This window comes from Armatimonadota bacterium (assembly GCA_016869025.1).
In the GTDB taxonomy this organism is placed as follows: Bacteria; Sysuimicrobiota; Sysuimicrobiia; order Sysuimicrobiales; family Humicultoraceae; genus VGFA01.
In genome coordinates this window covers 1-18,800 of the sequence record VGFA01000019.1, presented here as the reverse complement: position 1 = coordinate 18,800, position 18,800 = coordinate 1, and the positions used below count along the sequence as shown (strand labels likewise).

General features: G+C 65.0%; 13 protein-coding genes and 2 rRNA genes. 3 read left to right on the top strand and 12 right to left on the bottom strand.

Annotated elements, in window-relative coordinates; translation table 11 throughout:
- Positions 1 to 83 precede the first annotated feature (83 nt).
- The 10 genes from FJX73_09850 to FJX73_09805 form a co-directional block, all read right to left on the bottom strand.
- Entirely contained in the window at positions 84 to 1,865 is a 1,782-nt protein-coding gene (locus FJX73_09850; GenBank protein MBM3471076.1) for a hypothetical protein, read from the bottom strand.
- A 124-nt stretch (positions 1,866 to 1,989) separates the two neighbouring features.
- Positions 1,990 to 2,592, bottom strand: a complete 603-nt coding sequence (locus FJX73_09845; protein MBM3471075.1) for a hypothetical protein — start codon at positions 2,590 to 2,592, stop codon at positions 1,990 to 1,992.
- 52 nt (positions 2,593 to 2,644) lie between these two features.
- Positions 2,645 to 4,774, bottom strand: coding sequence for a hypothetical protein (locus tag FJX73_09840; protein MBM3471074.1), 2,130 nt, complete (start codon positions 4,772 to 4,774; stop codon positions 2,645 to 2,647).
- Positions 4,771 to 6,285, bottom strand: a complete 1,515-nt coding sequence (locus FJX73_09835) for a hypothetical protein (GenBank protein ID MBM3471073.1) — start codon at positions 6,283 to 6,285, stop codon at positions 4,771 to 4,773. The genes FJX73_09840 and FJX73_09835 overlap by 4 nt, the downstream gene beginning before the upstream one ends.
- Complete coding sequence (locus FJX73_09830; protein ID MBM3471072.1) at positions 6,282 to 7,400, bottom strand: YjgP/YjgQ family permease; 1,119 nt, start codon at positions 7,398 to 7,400, stop codon at positions 6,282 to 6,284. The genes FJX73_09835 and FJX73_09830 overlap by 4 nt, the downstream gene beginning before the upstream one ends.
- Before the next feature lie 91 nt (positions 7,401 to 7,491).
- Complete coding sequence (locus FJX73_09825) at positions 7,492 to 7,959, bottom strand: hypothetical protein (protein MBM3471071.1); 468 nt, start codon at positions 7,957 to 7,959, stop codon at positions 7,492 to 7,494.
- 69 nt (positions 7,960 to 8,028) lie between these two features.
- On the bottom strand, positions 8,029 to 8,235 hold the full coding sequence (locus tag FJX73_09820) for a DNA-directed RNA polymerase subunit omega (GenBank protein MBM3471070.1): 207 nt from the start codon (positions 8,233 to 8,235) through the stop codon (positions 8,029 to 8,031).
- A gap of 92 nt (positions 8,236 to 8,327) precedes the next feature.
- The gene (locus FJX73_09815) at positions 8,328 to 9,407 is read right to left on the bottom strand and encodes a type IV pilus twitching motility protein PilT (protein MBM3471069.1); all 1,080 of its coding nucleotides are present in this window, start codon (positions 9,405 to 9,407) and stop codon (positions 8,328 to 8,330) included.
- 61 nt (positions 9,408 to 9,468) lie between these two features.
- Positions 9,469 to 10,629 carry a M20/M25/M40 family metallo-hydrolase gene (locus FJX73_09810; protein ID MBM3471068.1) on the bottom strand — a complete coding sequence of 387 codons (1,161 nt, stop codon included), beginning with the start codon at positions 10,627 to 10,629 and terminating at the stop codon, positions 9,469 to 9,471.
- A complete protein-coding gene (locus tag FJX73_09805; protein MBM3471067.1) occupies positions 10,616 to 11,578 on the bottom strand; it encodes a DMT family transporter in 963 nt (320 codons plus the stop codon). Before FJX73_09805 ends, FJX73_09810 begins: the two co-directional genes overlap by 14 nt.
- Between FJX73_09805 and FJX73_09800 the strand changes: the two genes are divergently transcribed.
- The 3 genes from FJX73_09800 (at position 11,577) to FJX73_09790 (ending at position 13,254) form a co-directional block, all read left to right on the top strand.
- Complete coding sequence (locus tag FJX73_09800) at positions 11,577 to 12,095, top strand: hypothetical protein (GenBank protein MBM3471066.1); 519 nt, start codon at positions 11,577 to 11,579, stop codon at positions 12,093 to 12,095. The genes FJX73_09805 and FJX73_09800 overlap by 2 nt on opposite strands.
- A gap of 64 nt (positions 12,096 to 12,159) precedes the next feature.
- Complete coding sequence (locus FJX73_09795) at positions 12,160 to 12,531, top strand: hypothetical protein (GenBank protein ID MBM3471065.1); 372 nt, start codon at positions 12,160 to 12,162, stop codon at positions 12,529 to 12,531.
- A 42-nt stretch (positions 12,532 to 12,573) separates the two neighbouring features.
- Complete coding sequence (locus FJX73_09790; GenBank protein ID MBM3471064.1) at positions 12,574 to 13,254, top strand: hypothetical protein; 681 nt, start codon at positions 12,574 to 12,576, stop codon at positions 13,252 to 13,254.
- Positions 13,255 to 13,338: 84 nt separating this feature from the next.
- On the opposite strand, the gene rrf is transcribed toward FJX73_09790, so the two are convergent.
- Both rrf and FJX73_09780 read right to left on the bottom strand, forming a co-directional pair.
- Positions 13,339 to 13,455 (bottom strand): 5S ribosomal RNA (rrf, locus tag FJX73_09785).
- 155 nt (positions 13,456 to 13,610) lie between these two features.
- Positions 13,611 to 18,295, bottom strand: a 23S ribosomal RNA gene (locus FJX73_09780).
- Positions 18,296 to 18,800: the final 505 nt, after the last annotated feature.

The window sequence follows — 18,800 nt, the reverse complement described above, 5'->3', positions numbered from 1 at the left end:
ACCCTGGTGGAGTTCTATCCCAGGATGGTCGCCGCCGTTGACTTGGAGCTCGAGCTCCGCCGCTGGGCGGAGCGTAGGTCTAACTAGCCGCGCCTGCGCCCCGGTCCAGATAGGCCGTCTAACCCCTGATGCCCTCGACCTGCCGCGGATAGTGGAACGCCTGCCACGGACAATGGTACGCCTGCCACGGAAATGGGCGTCCCGGTGTACCGCTGGACAGGCACAGACCCGACGTTTGTCGTGGCGCCGGGATTGATGACTACGCCGTCCACCCTCCCGTAGTAGTCCCCGGTGTCCACAACGGCGTTGCCGTTGAAGTCCTGCCAGACAAACACGGACTTCGTGCCGGTCTGGGCGTTCGTGATCGTGAACGCGTCGCCGGCCGCGACGTTCGCGAGATTGCTCTGCCGCGTGATGGTCGAGCCGACGATCACGCCGGAGAAAGCGCGCATCTGTGTGCCCGAGCCACCGCCGCTCACCGCAGCGGCCGCGTTGACCAGACCCCAGCCGAACTGGTTGTCGAAGCCGGGCGTGCCCAGGTCTGTCGCCGTGCTCTGCAATGTGCTCTGGATGGTCGCGGGCCCGGTGATGCCGCGCGATATCATCAGGGCGACCAGGCCGGCCACGTGGGGCGTGGCCATCGAGGTGCCCTGCCAGCTCTGGTACACGTGTCCACCGCTGATGCTCCAGGTGGTGCTGAGCACGCCGGCACCGCTGCTGCCGCCCGGCGCGGCCACATCAATCTCCGCGCCGCACGCCGAGTACGACGCGCGTGCGTTCGTGTTAGTAGTCGCGGCGACCGCGATCACGTTCGCGTTGCGGGCAGGATAGATAACCGCGCCGCAGTTGTTGTTCCCTGCGGCGGCCACCAGGGTCACGCCGAGATTCCGTGCGTAGGTGATGGCGTTGTCTACGGTCGTATCCGAGAGGATAGGAGCCCCGAGGCTCATGTTGATAACCTTGGCCCCGCGGTCGGCCGCGTAGATAATCGCGGCGGCGATGTCAGAGAAGTAACCCGATCCACAGGAGCTGGAGCCGTCGGGCGGCATCATCTGGCCCAACACCCGCAGTGCCATGATCTTCGTGCCGGAGACCCCGCCCCAGTTGACCCCGGCTACGCCGGTCCCGTTGTTCGTCCGCGCCGCCACCGTGCCGGACACGTGGGTTCCGTGGCTCGTGTCCGCGGGGTTGACATCAGGGCATCCCGGATCGGTCGGATCCGAATCTCGGCCGTCCCCATCGCCGTTCGTTAGGTGACTGACGAAGTCGTACCCCGTGACGGTCACGGCCGTGGTGATATCTGGGTGATCGGTTCGAATGCCGGTATCGAGAACCGCCACGATTACCGGACCGCCGGTGGTCACGTCCCAGGCGGCAGGCAGTTGGATCTGCGGGTAGTGCCACTGGGAGGTGTACATGGGATCGGTGGGCGTCACCGCCGTGTAGGCGTAGGCATCCTGCTCAACATACTCAACCAGGCCGGAAGCTCGGTAGGCGGCCATGGCCGAAGCGGCCTCAACTCCCGGCCCCAGGCGCACAACCTGCACGTCCAGCCGTTCGATGGTCCGCAGAACCGCCCCGCCGGCCTGGGCGTGCAGGCCGGTTGCGGCCGCGGCCGCGACGCCCGGCCTGAACTTCACCATGAGCTGGTTGGGCACGTACACGGGCCGGTCGATCCTGGTCCGCAGCGGCAGCGCCGGCACGGCGACAGAGGGCGCACCGGCTCCGGTGGGCGCCACGCTCACGGTCCCGGTCACGGTACCCGTAGTCCCGGGCGGCGGTGGTGTTACCCCGGTCACACCGCCACCGCACGCGGCGGTGACAAGCACAGCGACTACAAGAAGACTGGCACGGCGAAGGATCAATCTGCACCTCCAGAGGGAAGTCGAAGCACAACTCTCGTATTCTACTATGCCCAACGGCAGCCGTCAGGCCGCATTGGAAGCGGCGCCGCCCAGAGAACGCCGCCGCCTCAGCTTCTCGGCTTGTTCAGGGCGTCACGATTCGGATCTCGCCGCCGAGGATGTCAAAGTTTGGGTCGGGGCAGTCCCCGCGGGGGTCGCGCGCGGTCACGTAAAGGTCGCGCCGCAGATCCACGGTCACGAATCCGAACCGATCGGTGGCACCCGGCCCCAGCGCATCGAGCGGCCTGTTCGACCCGTCCGTCGTTACGAAGTTCACCATGACCCGCGTCGGTAGGGCCGGCCCGACGCGCAGGTCGGTCAGGGACACCACTACCTGAAGCGCGCGTCCGTCGGGCAGCACGGTCCCGCCCAAGAACGGCGCCGGAGGGCGGATCACGTTGAACCCAAACGGCGGAACCGTGGTCTGGGGCACTGTTCCGAAGAAGAACCGGCCGTCGCGGTACACGGCGTAGTGCGTCCAGTTAGTGCTGTCCGGCTGCGGGCCCAGCAGGAGCGAGTCGCTGACCGTGAACGCTATGTAGTAGGCACCACCGCGATCCTGGAGCGTGCCGGCGACGTTCATGGTGATCGCGAGTTGCTGGCCGGTCTGAGCTCCCGCGGGCATCATCGGTGCCACGATCAGCGCCGTCACCAGCGCCGCTGCCGATAGAACTCGAAGCCGCCTCATCCTGCCTCACCTCCGTGTACCGCGGCATGCCTGGGGGCCACGGCCTGGGATCTCACTGCCTGGGCCACAGCCACGGCTGGTCAAACAGAATCGTGCCCTGGCCGCTTACCCCCACGCGTCCCCTGACCCAGGGAAGCGCGGTCAGCCATGTCTCGAACCAGATCTCCCCTGCGACGCCGCGATAGGTAATCGCCGCGGCCAGGCAGTCGTCCCAGATCCGCGTGATCGTCAGCCGGTCGTGGTAGAAGCGGCCGGTGGTCCCATCATAGAACCCGTAGTAGGCCGCCTGCCAGTGGGGGCTCAACGTCACGTCAAAGGCGAGCTCCGCCCGTGAGAGCCCTCCCAGCGAAGGATCATAGGCCGCGGCAGCCGCGGCGGTCCATCCCGGCCGCGGCGCGTATTGCACCTGTGCCACTACCGGCGCCATGCGGCCTGCGATCCCATCATAGGAGGTAGTGGCAGTAGCGATCAGGCCCGGCTGTCTGTAGGTCAGCGTGGCATCGGCCTGTGCCATGCGCCCGGACAGCCGGTCGAACGCAAACGGCGACTGCCCGGCCTGATCCTGATAGGTGAGGCCGAGTTGGCCTGTCAAGGACGGGTTGATCTGGTGGGTATAGTCGAGCCGGCCCGAGACGAACGCCCGCGCATCGCCGTTGGAGTAGTGCGATCCACGCGCCTGAGCCCGCAGGTTGAGGTAGCCGCGGTCAGAGACGAGCAGAGGCCCGCCCACGGTCACCGCCGCGTCGGTGCGCAGCGCATCAGTGGTTCCCGAGAGGAGCGTTTCGCGGAAGCGCCCCAGTCCGGCCTGCAACTGGTAGACGAGACGCGTCCCGGCCAGCAGCCGCGGGTCGCCCACTACGGTCAGCTCCGGCAGGCGCTCGGCGGTGTACCGGACATCGCCTGGGAACGCGTCGCCGTCCAGGTCAACGCGCCCTTCGGCAACCAGTGACGCGCTGTAGCCGGCGCCGCGGTACCGTAGGACGAGGCGGGGAAACAGCTCGTCGTCGGTTCCCGACGAGGACGCGGCGCGCGAGAAATCGGCGACCAGCTCCGCGGACAGCGCATCGCTCATCTGCAGGGAGTGAACAGCGCGGCCCGAGTAGGTGCGGGACCAGAATCCGGGCCAGTCGCGCCCGGAGTAGCTCTGGTAGAGCATCGAGTGTGAACGCGGTCCGCGGTGGTAGGCATCCACGACTGCGAAAAGCTCAACCGGTGCACCGGGCATGGTGGCAGTGACGTGATCCGCAAACAACCGCGCGGTAACGTCGCCCATCTGCTGCTGGTGGCTGAGGACGATGCGCGAGTCCGCACCCCCGGTCTGCTTGTTCTCAAGGCGATAGAGGAATGCCACGCCGCTGCCCCGGCGCAGACGGTAGGCATGCTCGACCCCGTACCCGACACCAAGCCGGTCCATCAGGTCGAGCCGCAGGTAACCGTAGTGGTTCTCGTTGAGGGCGTACGAGTAGAAGGTCTTCAGGAAGTACCCCTCTGTCTCGGAGTAACCCACAACCGGGAGCAGCCGGCTGGCCCGTTGCTCACGGATGAAGATCACGAAAGAGGGCCAGGTGAAGACTTTGCGTCCCGCGATCCACACCGTCACCCTGCGGCCCACGATCTTGTCGTTCAGGTGCACGGTCAACTCGCCCGCGGTAAGATTGACGACTGGATTCGGGCCCTCGCAGGTTGTACATGAAGAGACACGTGCGGAGAAAAACGAGTCGAGCGCGCCCTCCATGGTCTCGGCTCGAATGAACACTGTGCCCAGAACCATGGGCCCTGAGTACGCCGCCGCCGCCCGCGTCACTCGGCCGCGGCGCGCTACAAGGTTGTAGTCGAGGGAGTCGCCCCGGATGCTCTGCCTGCCCACATCCAGCCGGACCCGCCCCTCAGCGCGCACGTCGTTTGTCCCAAGATCGGCGCGCAGGCGGTCGGCATTGATAGTGATGTCCTGATACGTAACCATCACGTCGCCGGCGGCGACCAGCACGCGCGTGATGCGGTTGTACTGAAACGTCTTAGCCCGCAGCGTAACCGGGATCTCCGCCTGCGCCATGGCCGGAGGCACGGAAACCGCGCCTGCTGCCAGGGCAAGGGCAATCAGGACCAGGGAACTGCGAACCCGATGGGATGCCGGGTTGGGCGGCCGGTGGGATGGCCGGTGGCGCACGCGGGCGTGATTCACGGTCTCCTGGTCGGGCTGGGACGGATGACGAACTCGGTCTCCACGTTCCCTTCTGCCTCGAATGTCTCGTCGGCCAGAGAGATGACCGCCCGGTCGGCCCTCAGACGGGTTCCGTCCGCGTCCTGAAGACGCACGTTCCCGGTAACCACGAGTATCCGCGTTGCGTCGGTGTAGGTCCCCCGGTCCCCGGTCGCCCGCCGGTCTTTCTGGACCACGGTCACCTGGCCCTCGGCGGTGATGTCCTTGTTCCGCAGCGTCATCACCATCCGGTTGCAGGTGAGTGTCACCAGCCCTTCGCCGCTCGGCTGCTCGACAACCACTCGACCGGTCAGTACCGCCCGGTCGGCGGGCTCCGAGTAGGTCATCCGGTCGGCCCAGACCGTCCGGTCGCTCTGGCGGACAACGACTCCGTGCTCGGCCTCGGCCTCGTTGACGTCCCAACGAAAGACGATGCGCGCGGCGCTAACGGCTATGTCGGAGCGGATCAGGGTGGCCTCCTCGCGCACGTCCGCGCGCCTGGTCAGCAGGTTGGCCTGCATCCGGACCCCGGTCACCCGGCCCCCCGGTTGTGTCAGCGTCACGCCACCCTCGGCCACTACCTCACCGGTTTTGGCTTCGTGCCGCAGCGACGCGGCGTTCATCGTGGTGCCGCCGTGCGATGCCTCCACGCCCCCGGAGGCGATCGTGACCTCTCCCCTAAGGTCAAATCGCATCTGAGGTGCTCTCATCGTCATGTCTTTCTGAACGAGTACCACGCCGCCTGATGCCTCGGCGGTCTCAGTGCGCATCTCGTAGCGCACGGCGGGTGCTGTAAGCCGCTGGTCCCGCCGCTGCACGCTCACCCGGCCCTCGGCGGTAACTACCTGGGGCACCTGTTCCAGCCGCAGTACGTCGGAGCGGATTTCGACCTCTCCCAGGATCAGCACGACGTTGCCCGAGGCGACCACAACCTGAGCGCGTGCATCGTACCGGACGCGCTCGGCCCGCAGCCGTCCTGGGATATCGGAGCGGGGCTTCGGGCTCGAAGACGGGCCGGCCGTGGATAAAAGGGCTGTGGGCAGGCGGGCCGCCGACGCCGTGACACCGCCGGTCAGCTCGACCACCTGCGTTGAGGGATTCCACGCCGCGTCCGGCGCGGACAGGGTCTCGCCCCGCACGGTTGTGATGCGCAGGCCGCCCTTGATGCGCATCGAGCCGTCGCGACGATCGAGCACGATACGGCCTCCGGTGGCGGTCAAAACAGGAACGCCGTTCACGTGGATAACAGCGCTGGGTCGCCCGGTGAAGGTGGTGGTACGCTGGTCGCCGCTGACCTCAACGCGAGCGGCCGTGATCTCCGCCTGCTTCTCCCCCTGCTGGCGCAACACGAGATGCGCCCCAGTCATGCGCACCGCTGCCTGCTGTGCTGGCTCAACGGCCGCCGGGCCGGGTGAGTGGGCCAGCCATACCGCGGCGCCCGCAGCCGCCGCGGCAACGATGGAGGCCAGGACTGTCACCCGGCGTGCGTTCACGGCCGCACTCCCGCAGCCCACCCGCGGCGCGGCGCCAAGAGCATCCGGAACCAGCCTTCTTCCCTGGCGATGAGCAGGCCCCCCGCGGCCAGGAACAGCAGGTTGGGCGCCCACGCCGACAGGAACGGTGAGAGAGCGCCGGAGGACCCGAACGCGCGCGCGATGGACATGACCGAATAGTAGGTGAAGAGCAGCGCGATGCACAGCCCCACCCCGACGAACCGTCCGCCCCGGGCCGCCTGCAAACTGAGCGGTGCCGCCACCAGGGCGAATATCACGCTGGCGGCTGGGACGGCCAGCTTGCGATGGAACTCCACCGCCACCCGAGGCGAGAGCCCGGATTTGAACATCCCCGACTGAACCCTCAACTCACGGAACGTCATCTCCTCCGGCGTACGCTGACCGGTCAGGAACGCCCCGGCGTCGAGCCCCACGTTGATCTCCATGGACGCAAACCCGGCCTCATACGCCGTGAACCCGTCGGGGCCCACCTCCCGCGCCACGCCATGATGAAGCATCCAGGTCTTAGCGGACCATGTGGCTTCCCGCGCGGTGATGAGACGGGGCAGAGGCCCCTCTGCCTCGTAGATCATAACGTTGCGCAGCACCCCCGCGTCCTGGTCCACCTGGTGGACATAGAGGAACCGGTTGCCGGGGCCCCGCAGGAACACCTGCTCGCGCACCTGAGGGAAGGCCGCGCCGAAGAGCGTCGCCCTGATCAGATTGTTTGCCCTGTGGTTGGCCCAGGGCGAGACGACCTCGTTCGTCAGGAAAGTAAGCCCCATGATCAGCGCCCCAAACGCCATCACGGGCGCGAACGCCCGCACCAGGCTGGTGCCCATCAGCCGCATGGCCTGGAGCTCGTGGTCCCTTGCTAGGCGTCCCAATCCCAGGAGCGTCCCAAAGAGGGTCGAGACAGGGAACGTAATCACCATGATCGCGGGCAGCTTGTAGCCGAGTAACCGCACGATGACATCGGGCGTAGCAGTTCCCGCGACTATGTAGTCGGCAAGCGTATAGAGAACATCACCAACCAGAACAACGAAGAACCCTCCTACCCCCAGAAGGAACGGGGGAAGGAGTTCCCTCGCGATGTACCTGTCGGCGATTCGCATCGGAGCCCGCGCCCGCTCACGCGGGTCGCGGGTTTCTGACTTCAGCCCGGTCGAGCGGCACTCCTGCCTGCCGCTCACCGCCGGTGACGGACTACGGACCTATCGTGATCCGGACCGGTCCCACCTCAACGCTTGCCGGGCCTTGGCGCTGCGCGCCCAGGAAGACCGCGGAGACCTCGTAGGCCCCGGCCTCCACGCGGCGCCCCTGAAGATCGCGCTGGTCCCACGAGGCGGTATAGGTGCGCGTCTGGCCGGGAGCCAGCGTCATCTCGCGGACTACCTGGGCGAATGCCCTATCGTGCGACCACTGCCAGATCAGCGCACTGCGCTGCCGGGCGAAGAAGTCGTACTCCTGCGCGCTGGAAGCGGTCAGCACCGCGGGCAGCGCCGCGAGATTCGTGACCCGCAGGGTCACCTGTACGGTGGCGCCGGGCGCGTAGGCCGCGCTTCCGATGGTCAACTCAACCCTCAGATCCCCGGCGGTCCGCTCTGCGCGCGGCGGCGCTGCGCCGCCGACCAGCGCCAGGAGCAGCAGGCACGCGGCGATCAGTCCGTACATGGGGAGCCCTCCTCCCGTCGCATTGAGATACGGCGGGCCGGAGCCGGGAGTTCCCTTGTCGCGACAGGGCTAGCGGTCCAGGGAGTGAGGGGCGTCCGCCCGCACCCGGCCGGTGGCGATCTCCTCGAGGGCGATGCTGACCGGGTTTGCGCTGTCCACATCCACCAGCGGCAGAACGTTGTCCTTCAACTGGCGGGCGCGCTTCGCCGCGATGATGACAAGACTGTACTTGCTCTCAACATGCTCAAGCAGTTCTTCTAGGGGGGGCTTGATCACTTCGGTCACCTCGGCGTGGCACCCCCGTATTGTAGCAGCCAGGAGGGAACCGTCAACACCCCAGCTGTACGGCGGCTACAGGCTGCCGGGCGTCAGTATGCGGCGGCCGCCAGACCATCCCGGCCGCAGAGCTGAGCCAGTTCCTGCGGGTTGCTCGAATGGGACATGGCAACCTCATACTTGACGAGATGCTGCTTCACGAGGTGCCGCAGGGCCTGGTTGAGTGTCTGCATGCCGTCCTTGCTGCCCGACTGGATGGTTGAAGGGATCTGGTGGGTCTTGCCCTCGCGTATGAGGTTGCGAATCGCCGAGGTTCCCACCATGACCTCCACCGCCGCGATGCGACCGTTCCCCTCGCGGCGCGGAAGCAACGTTTGCGAGAGCACGCCCTCGACTGCCACCGATAGCTGCATCCGAACCTGTGGCTGCTGATGCGGTGGGAAGACGTCCACAATCCTGTCCACCGTCTGCGGGGCGTTGACAGTATGCAGCGTTGCCAGGACTAGGTGACCGGTCTCGGCCGCGGTGATCGCGGTGGAGATCGTCTCGTGGTCCCTCATCTCGCCTATTAGGATCACGTCGGGATCCTGGCGGAGCACGTGGCGAAGGGCTTCAGAGAACGAGTGCGTGTCGGCCCCGACCTCGCGCTGGGTGATCAGGCACTTATCGTCGTGGTGTAGATACTCTATCGGATCCTCCACGGTCACGATGTGACAAGACCGAGTGTGATTGATGTGATTGACCATCGCCGCCAGCGTGGTGGACTTGCCGCTCCCGGTTGGCCCCGTGACGAGTACGAGCCCCCGCGGCAGCGAGGCGAGGTGCGTTAGGATCTTGGGGAGTCCCAACTGCTCAACGGTCGGCACCACGGCCGGGATCGTCCTGATCGCGGCCCCGATGTTGCCCCGCTGCATGTAGATGTTCACGCGGAAGCGCGAGACGCCGGGCAGGCTGTAGGCCAGGTCCAGCTCCAGCTGCCGGTGGAACTCCTCGAGCTGCGCGGGCGTGAGGATCTCGGCAATGAGCTCCCGGACCGTCTCCGGCGAGAGGCGCCCGTCATGGGCAGGCTCCAATCTGCCGTCAATGCGCAGCGTCGGAGGGGTACCGGCCTTGATGTGGAGATCCGACGCCCGTCGCTCCACGACAGCGCGCAGAAGGGAATCCATGGTCATCTGGGAGCCCCCGGGGGTGGAAGGATAGACAAGCTCTGAGATCGCAAGGACACTACATCGTTCATGCCCCTGGTGTTCTAACCCTAGTCTTCCTCTGCAGCGACGCGGCGATGACGCGGTATGCCATCTCGAGCGCCGGCCCGACCGAGGCGGTGTCCACCTCCTCCTGCACCGTGTGGAGGTTCCGTCCCTGGCCGATCCCAAGGCAGACGGCTGGCGCCCCGTGACTGAGCGGCACGTTGGCGTCCGTGCTACCCGCCTGCCACCGGACCTCCACGCCCGTGGCACCGGCACCGGACTCCACAAGTCGAATCAGCCAGTGGTCTGCGGGGAGCCGCCCGCCGGCCCGGTCGCCCACGAGCTCGAAATCGAGGGAGATCCCGGCGGAGGCGGCAGCGGCATCCGCGAGCACGCGCACCTTGGACTCGATCTGTGCCAGGGATTGCTGGCCCTCCGACCTCAGGTCGAGCAGGCAGAAAGCCTCGGCCGCTATGGTGTTCACAGAGGTCCCGCCGGAGATCACGCCCACGTTGTAGGTCGTCCGATCGCCTGATGGAAGTTCGATCTCCGACAGGCCTGCGATGAAGCGGGCCAGGCCGTGGATCGCGCTGGGTTGCCCGAAATCGTGCCAGGAATGGCCGCCGGGCCCGCGTACGGTGATGCGGTGGCGCCGTGAACCGATCCCCGCTACCTCCACCGTGTTGAAGGTCCCTCCCTCCAGCACAACCCAGATCCCGGCGCGCGAGCCGTAGCGGTCCCACAACGCGCGCATCCCTCGCAGATTCCCCAGGCCCTCCTCGCACACGTTGGCCGCGGCCACCAATGTGCCTCGATGGGTCAGTTCCCGCCGCAGGGCATCGGCCAGGTGCAGCAGCGCCGCAACCCCCAGGCTGTTGTCGCCGATGCCAGGGGCAACAAGGACGCTGCCGCGGCGCTCCACGCGCGGCCGGATCTCCATGCCGAAGACCGTGTCCAGGTGCGCGCTCAACACGACGGTGGCCAGCGCATGGTCACCGGGCAACTCCCAGATGACGTTGCCCACATCGTCCACAGATGCCGCCCCGAGACCCAATCCGGCGCCGAGGCGGCGCACAAGCGCGGCACGCTCGCCCTCGTCGAAGGTGGGCGCGGGCACCTCACATATCGCTACCGCGTCCTCGATCACCGCCTGGCGTGCCCGCTCGATCGCCGCGATTCCCGCGGCCAGATCACCTGCGCCCATCTGCAACTACCTCCCTCCTTGCGAGCCACACACCAAACAGCACCACGCTTCCCCCCAGAATCTGCAGCGCACCCAGCGGCTCCCCCAGCAGCACCCACGCCGAGATCAGCGCCACAACCGGAATCAAGTAGGAGAACGCCGCGGTGCGCGCGCTGCCAAACGCCTGCACCGAGGTGTACCAGATCACGTAGCTGACCACCACAGCAAAGACCGCCGAGAAGGACAGAGCGGCCCACGAGCGCAGGCCAACGGCCGGCCAGTCCACCCTGAGAAGGCCCGGAATCGCGGAGGCAAGGATGACCGGCAGGCCCAGGACGAGCGTCACCGTGGTAAGTCGGAGGGCCGACATCTTCCGCAAGAAGGGCCGGGACAGCACCGTGTACGCGGCCCAACACAGCGATGCGCAGAGAGTGAGCAGGTCGCCCACGACGGAACCGCCCTCGGTAGGAAGGCCGCCTCGGCCGGCAATGAGCGCGAACACGCCGACAAAGGCGATGACGAGACCTGCCCACATGCGAAGCGACGGCCGTTCAAGGCCGACTGCGACACCAAGCACGCCCACGAACAGCGGCACCAGCGCCAGGATCAACGATGAGTGGCCCGCGGTTGTGCGGGCGAGACCGGCCATGAACAGCGTCTGGTAGCCCGCGTGTCCCAGCAGACCCAACAGCGCGAGCCCGGGGAGGTCCGAGGGCGGGATGTGTTGCGGTCCTTCCAGGCGGCGGAGAACGACGAGTAGCAACACCGCGGCGCCGGCGAACCTCAGCCCGTTGAAGGCGAACGGTGGCAGTTCGGCAAACGCGCCCTTCACAATCGGGAAGTTGAGCCCCCAGATCGTGACGAGCGCAAGCATCGCGGCGTTGATCCGCCTCTGGCAGGGCATGCCCGCGTGAGTCAAGAACAGTCCAGCCATACGATATGTATACCATCCGGGAGGGTTGACGCGCATGCAACCTCAGATGATGTACGAGTACCTCGTGCAGGCCCGCCGCCGGCTCTTTGACTGGATTCGGCCGCTGTCGAAGGAGCAGTACGAACGCGAGTTCCCGTACGGCCTTAAGACCATCCATGCCACGTTGCTCCACACCGCCGGCGCCGAGTGGGCCTACTCCCACCGCCTGCAGGGCCAGCAGGTGGCCGCGACCGACAGCCCCTACACCCCGGAGAAGATCCGGTCGTTTTCCGAACTCGAGACTGCCTGGTCCACCATGGCCGAGGGGACTCGCGCTGCCCTGGCAGGGGTCACCTCATGGGATGAGCCCGTGGCATACCGCATCTATCCACAGGGACCCGGCAGCCCGGCGGTCCGCATCACCACGACCCGGGCAGGGGTAGGCGCGCAGCTCATCCTGCACGAGGCGCACCACCGATCGCAGGTGATGTCCATGCTGAGGCAGATGGGCGTGGCCGCGCAGAATCTGGATTACTCCGTCTTTATGTTCGCACGCGAGCAGGAGCCCGCCTAGGCCCTATGGGCCCGGGCCTCCATGGCATGGGCCTCATGGCACAGGCCCCATGGCATAGACCTCCATGGCAGTGTTGCGCGTACCGTCTCTGCTGGTCCTCGCCCTGGTGAGCGGCGGCTGCCTGTTGGTGGCGCCGCGGCCCGAGGTGCGTCCTGGGGCCTTCGCCGAGAGGACAGTGGTGCTGCTGGTGGAGGGCACTCCAGGCCTGGCGTTTGAGGCCTCCTACCGCACGCCCGCGCAGAGCACATCCGCGCAAGGGACCGTGCCGGCGCAGTTCGTGCTGAAGACGCGGGTGGGCCTGGCCGCAACGTTCACCAAGACCGCGGCAGAGGGCGAACTCGTCGTCAGGGTACTGGTGGACGATCAGGAGGTGCTGAGGCGAAGCACCTCCGCGCCCTTCGGCACGATCATCATCACCCGGTCGTTCTCGCCGTAGCGCCTCACAAACCCTTCCCTGGGGGGATGAGCCGTGAGAACGATGAAGGTCGCCCTGCTCGCCTGCGGTCTGATCGTCTTTGGCTTGCCGTCCACATGGCCCACGGGGTCGGCTGTCGGGCAGGTGGGGAGCCAGCAGCCGGACGTGCACAGGACGGCGACCATCGTTGATCTGCACTGCGACACCCTGCTCGACCTCCACGCCCGCAGGCGAACCCTGGCGGAGCGCTCTGCGCCAGGCCACGTTGACCTGCCGCGCCTGCGCGAGGGCGGGGGCAGAGTGCAGGTGTTCGCGGCCTACACCGCGCCGGGCCAGGGGCCAGCCCGGGCCTGGGAGCTGATCCGAGCATTGCACGACGCTCTGACAGCCAACGCCCTGCAGATAGGACCTGCCACAACGGTCGGGAAGATTGAGGCCGCGTTCTGGGACGCGATGCGAACGACCCGAGGCCCGCTCCTTGCTTCCCATTCCAATGCGGCTGCGCTCCGACCACATCCCCGCAACCTGACCGATGAGCAACTCCGAGCCATCGCCGGCCGGGGCGGCGTGGTCGGGGTCAACTTCTGGCCTGAACTCCTTGGCGAGGCCACCGCGGAGCGGGTCCTTTCCCGGCTCCCAAACCTGACCATTGGGCTGCTGCGGCGCGGCTACAACGTGGAGCAGATCCACAAGATCCTCGGAGGGAACGCGCTTCGCGTGTTCAGTAGGGTCTGGAGGAACTAGGAAGCCGGGCAGGCCCCTGCCCGCAGGGCCAGTTCGTCACCCAAGAAGCATCGAGGGGAGGCTCTCGCCTCCCCTCTGCACTACTCCCGGCGGCGACCTACTCTCCCGCGCCGTCGCCAGCGCAGTACCATCGGCCCTGGAGGGCTTTACGACCGTGTTCGGTATGGGAACGGGTGTGGCCCCTCCGGCATCACCACCGGGAATTCGCTACGTCCCGCCGCCAGCGCGGCCCGCGGCTGCGGGAAACACTGCCTGACCAGGTCTGAGAGTCGGACTACTGCACACATGGGCCTTCGATCAACGGCCCCCAGACCGGTCACAACATTGAAACAGGCTCCATACAGCTACTCCCAGAGCAGGAACAAGCCCTCGTCCTATTAGTACCGCTAGGCTGAGCCTCTCGGCTTTGCACCTGCGGCCTATCAACCTGGTAGTCTCCCAGGGGACTTACCCGGTTACCCGGTGGGTGACCTAATCTTGGGGTGGGTTTCGCACTTAGATGCTTTCAGCGCTTATCCCGTCCGGACATAGATACCCGGCACATGCCCTTGGCAGGACAACCGGTACACCAGAGGTCCGTTCACTCCGGTCCTCTCGTACTAGGAGCAACTCCCCTCAAGTCACCTGCGCCCACAGTGGATAGGGACCGACAGTATTGTTACTCCTCCAGGATCTGGAGGGGACAGGGCATCTCTGCCTGCCTCTTCTGGTCGCCCAGAAGCTCGGACTATATCTTCGCCCCGTTCGGGCGTCTGGCGTATAGTCTCTGAGGGTTCCAGATGAGCAAGGATCTCTTCCAGCGGCCTTCGCCGCCCCACTCCGCCTCGGTTCATCGAGTAGGCCAACGTCACGATCTCGCGTAGCCCAAAGAGATCGCGGTGCCTGCCATCATCGATCATCGCGACGATCGTCGCGAACCGATCGAAATCGGCTCGCTTCGTCGTCCGGAGGGGATACCGTCGGAAGAACGGTATCACCTTCCCAACCAGGTCGGTGTGATTCCGCACCACCAGTACACAGGTCCTATCACGGAGACTTCCGGCATGATTCGGCTTGAGGTATCCACAGCCCAAGACGTCCCGGATCAGCGCCAACACGTGCTGATTGTGATCGTTCTGCGAGACGTGGAACTCAGGAACCACCTGCCACTTCAGCCGTGTGGTGGTGTTACGTTGCACCGCCACGTGGAAGCTACCTTCTCCGTCAACGAAACCTGCTACATAGTGGCCGATCTGCTCATCCGGCCTTCCCTGCTGATCACCTGCACCCATCGCATTGTCACCTCGCCAAACCCATCGGCACTTGACCGTCGGTTTTCGGAGGTAGCGTGGGATTCCCAGGCTTCCCAGCAATTAGCCAGATTTATAGACAGCAGCGGTCACTTACTGTCTCACGACGTTCTGAACCCAGCTCACGTACCGCTTTAATGGGCGAACAGCCCAACCCTTGGGACCTACTGCAGCCCCAGGATGCGATGAGCCGACATCGAGGTGCCAAAGCTCTCCGTCGATGTGGACTCTTGGGAGAGATTAGCCTGTTATCCCCGGGGTAGCTTTTATCCGTTAAGCCACGCCGCTTCCACTTGCCAGCGTAGGATCACTAGGCCCGGCTTTCGCCTCTGCTCGGCTTGTCAGCCTTACAGTCAAGCCCCCTTATGCCCTTGCACTCAACGCACGGTTTCCATCCGTGCTGAGGGGACCTTTGGGCGCCTCCGTTACCGTTTGGGAGGCGACCGCCCCAGTCAAACTGCCCACCTGCCAATGTCTCGACACCCGATCAGGGTGCCGGTTAGAACTTAATCTTGCCAAGGGTGGTATTCCAAGGTTGGCTCCGCGGAGGCTAGCGCCCCCGCTTCTGTGCCTCCCACCTATCCTCTACATGGTAAGAGCAAGTCCAATGGCAAGTTACAGTAAAGCTCCACGGGGTCTTTCCGTCCAGCTGCGGGTAACCCGTGTCTTCACGGGTCTCACAACTTCGCCGAGTCCCTCGTCGAGACAGCGCTCAGCTCGTTACGCCATTCGTGCAGGTCGGAACTTACCCGACAAGGAACTTCGCTCTAGTCTGTTACTTTCGGCCAGTTCAGCCTACTGACCTGATCTTCATCAGGCGGGCCGGCATTTCTGCCGACCTCTCCTGGTCGCCCAGGAGTACGGACTGTATCTTCTCCTCTGCGTCAGAGGGTCCGGCGTGCAGTCTCTGAGGAAGCCGCCAACTCGAGTCTTCGAAGGATCTCCGCTTCCACGTACCGTCGTTTGCCTCCGTCGCTCCGCTGTCTCAGCGTTCCGGTACCCAGGGTTCCCTGAAAGAGCCTGAGCACCGTTGGGTCGCGCTGGGAGATATTGAAGCACAGCGAGATCTTCCACGGGAAGCTGTAGTCGGTACGGGGTCGGAAGGAAACGTTGAAACTCCCCTCGCCGTCTGTGAATCCAGCCAGATACCAACCGGTACTGACGGGGATCCCAGCTACGTCGAGTGCTCCCTCTTCCCTTCGAGCTCGAGCCGACGGCCTTTCCTGCTGATCATCTGCACCCATCGCGTTCTCACCTCAGCATTTCATCGGCAGGGACTCCGCCGATTTGCATCCCCTGAGGTAGCGTGGGATTCTCAGACTTCCCAGCATATGGCCGGATTACAACCGGCGGTCGCCCGCCGGCGAGGCTCGCTATGAACCTTAGGACCGTTCGTCTTGTTGCGACCCGTTGTTGGGCGGTGGGATTGGCTACCCACTCTGCGCGTCGCCGCACAGTTCGGACCATATCATCGCAAGCAGCCAGGCGGCGCTCGCGTCCGGCGTATGGCCTCTGAGGAAATCGCAACGAGCGTTGCGATCTTTCCTGCTGATAGCCTGCACCGCCTGTGTGTCACTGCCGGCCAGAGCGACCGGCGAGTCCAGACGGATTCACAGGGTTCCCAGCATATAGCCGGATTTTGGTATCGTAACTACAGCGGTCCAGCCTATAGTTACGGCCGCCGTTCACCGGGGCTTCGGTTCTGGGCTTTGCACGGGCGAACCCGCACTAACCCGTCCCCTTAACCTTCCGGCACTGGGCAGGCGTCAGCCCCTATACGTCGCCTTGCGGCTTAGCAGAGACATGTGTTTTTGCTAAACAGTCGGCTGAGCCAATTAACTGCGGCCTCATCAGGCTTCCGGCGCAGGCCGGTCACCGTCTGAGGCACCCCTTATTCCGAAGTTACGGGGTCAATTTGCCGAGTTCCTTGACGAGGGTTATCTCGCGCGCCTTGGCACTCTACGTGCCCGGCCACCTGTGTCGGTTTACGGTACGGGCACCGTGAACCCTGGCCATGAGGCTTTTCTTGGCAGCGTGGGCTCGGCCACTTCGCTCGCGGTTGCCCTTGAGCTCGCATTCGCGTCTCGGCGTTGAATGAGGCACCGGATTTGCCTGGCGCCTCCGCCTACACGGTTAGCCCGGGACGACCATCCCCCGGTAGGCCTACCCTCCTGCGTCCCCCCCTGGCTCGTAACGGATTCACGGCGGGGCCGGAATGTCAACCGGCTGTCCATCGGCTACGCCTTTCGGCCTCGCCTTAGGTCCCGCCTAACCTTACGCGGACGAACCTTCCGTAAGAAACCTTGGCCTTACGGCGGGCAGGATTCTCACCTGCCTTTTCGCTACTCATGCCGGCATTCGCACTTCCGCCTCGTCCAGCAGTCCTTCCGGTCTGCCTTCAACCTGTCGCGGAACGCTCCCCTACCACCCTGCGCAGGACGAAACCTTGCGCTGGATCCGCAGCTTCGGTGGATGGCTTGAGCCCCGTTGGATTTTCGGCGCAGCACCACTCGACCAGTGAGCTATTACGCACTCTTTGAAGGATGGCTGCTTCTGAGCCAACCTCCTGGCTGTCTTAGCGATGCCACTTCCTTTCCCACTTAGCCATCACTTTGGGACCTTAGCTGGCGGTCTGGGTTGTTTCCCTCTCGACGACGAAGCTTATCCCCCGCCGTCTCACTCCCGACGACCACATGGCGGCATTCGGAGTTTGATTGGGTTCGGCACGGGTTTTCCCGCCCTAGCCCATTCAGTGCTCTACCACCGCCGTGCTGCATCGGGGCTGCACCTAAATGCATTTCGGGGAGAACCAGCTATCTCCGGGTTCGATTGGCATTTCACCCCTACCCACAACTCATCCCATGGTTTTTCAACACCAAAGGGTTCGGGCCTCCACGCGGGATTAGCCGCGCTTCACCCTGGTCATGGGTAGCTCACCCGGTTTCGGGTCTGCAACATGTGACTCCCGACTCGCGTCGGGTTCCCATCCGGGAACGGCGCCCTATTCAGACTCGGTTTCCCTGCGCCTCCAGGATACGCTCCCTTAAGCTCGCCACACGCCGCAACTCGCCGGCTCATTCTTCAATAGGCAGGCCGTCAGGCATTCCGGGTCCGAAGACCCAGCATAGCCCTTCGACTGTTTGTAGGCACACGGTTTCAGGTTCTGTTTCACTCCCCTCCCGGGGTTCTTTTCACCTTTCCCTCACGGTACTCGTGCGCTATCGGTCGCCAAGGGTGTTTAGCCTTGGGAGGTGGTCCTCCCGGGTTCCCACGGGGTTCCTCGTGTCCCGTGGTACTCAGGAACACCGCCGAGGAAGCCGCCACCCTTTCGTCTACGGGGCTATCACCCGCTGTGGCCGGCCTTTCCAGGGCCGTTCGACTAGGATGGCGATTGGTAACTTCCCGGCCGGATTGCGGTCCGGCCCGGCGGTGCCCTACAACCCCCCGGATACAACGCCCGCAAGCTATCGCGCATCCGGAGTTTGGGCTCTTCCCCTTTCGCTCGCCACTACTCGGGGAATCTCGATTGATTTCTCTTCCTCCGGGTACTTAGATGTTTCAGTTCCCCGGCTGGCCTTCCCGCACCTATGGATTCAGCGCGGGATCGCGCGGCATGACCCGCGCGGGGTTGCCCCATTCGGAGATGGTCGGATCGAAGGTTGCTTAGCACCTACCCGACCCTTTCGCCGCCAGCAGCGTCCTTCTTCGGCCCTTGGCGCCAAGGCATCCACCGTGTGCCCTTAGTAGCTTGTAACCCGCCCTAGGAGCAGCTGTATAGAGCCTGGTAACACATCACCTTCCCGCCGGGCTGCGTTCCCCCGCGGGTCGGGATGTCTTCGTCCATCTTCGGTTGTCAAGGTTCGCCCCGTCACCGCTCGCGTGACGGATCCTGCCGGGGCCGCCGACAGGAACATTGAGGCGTTCTTTCCGATCACTGCCTCCGCAGTCCGGCGGCAGGGCTCGGGACAGGGCACAAAAAGGAGGGGCTGAGCCAGTTCCCCTCCGGGACGCTCATCGGGGATGCCGTATGCGGTTATTCGCTCGGCTTCCTCACCCAATCAGCTCCTTGTGTCCAGGCCAACCCATATTATAGTTGGCATCCGCCGGTTGTCAACCCTACCTGCCGTGACCTGCAGTTCAGACATTGGAACCCATGGCGTGCCTGCTGGCACGTGGGTAAGGGGAAAGAGCTTGACCTCAGAGGCGATCACGGGGGGTGGAAGGAGCTAGAAGAGGATGGGCGACGCCCTCAGCGAT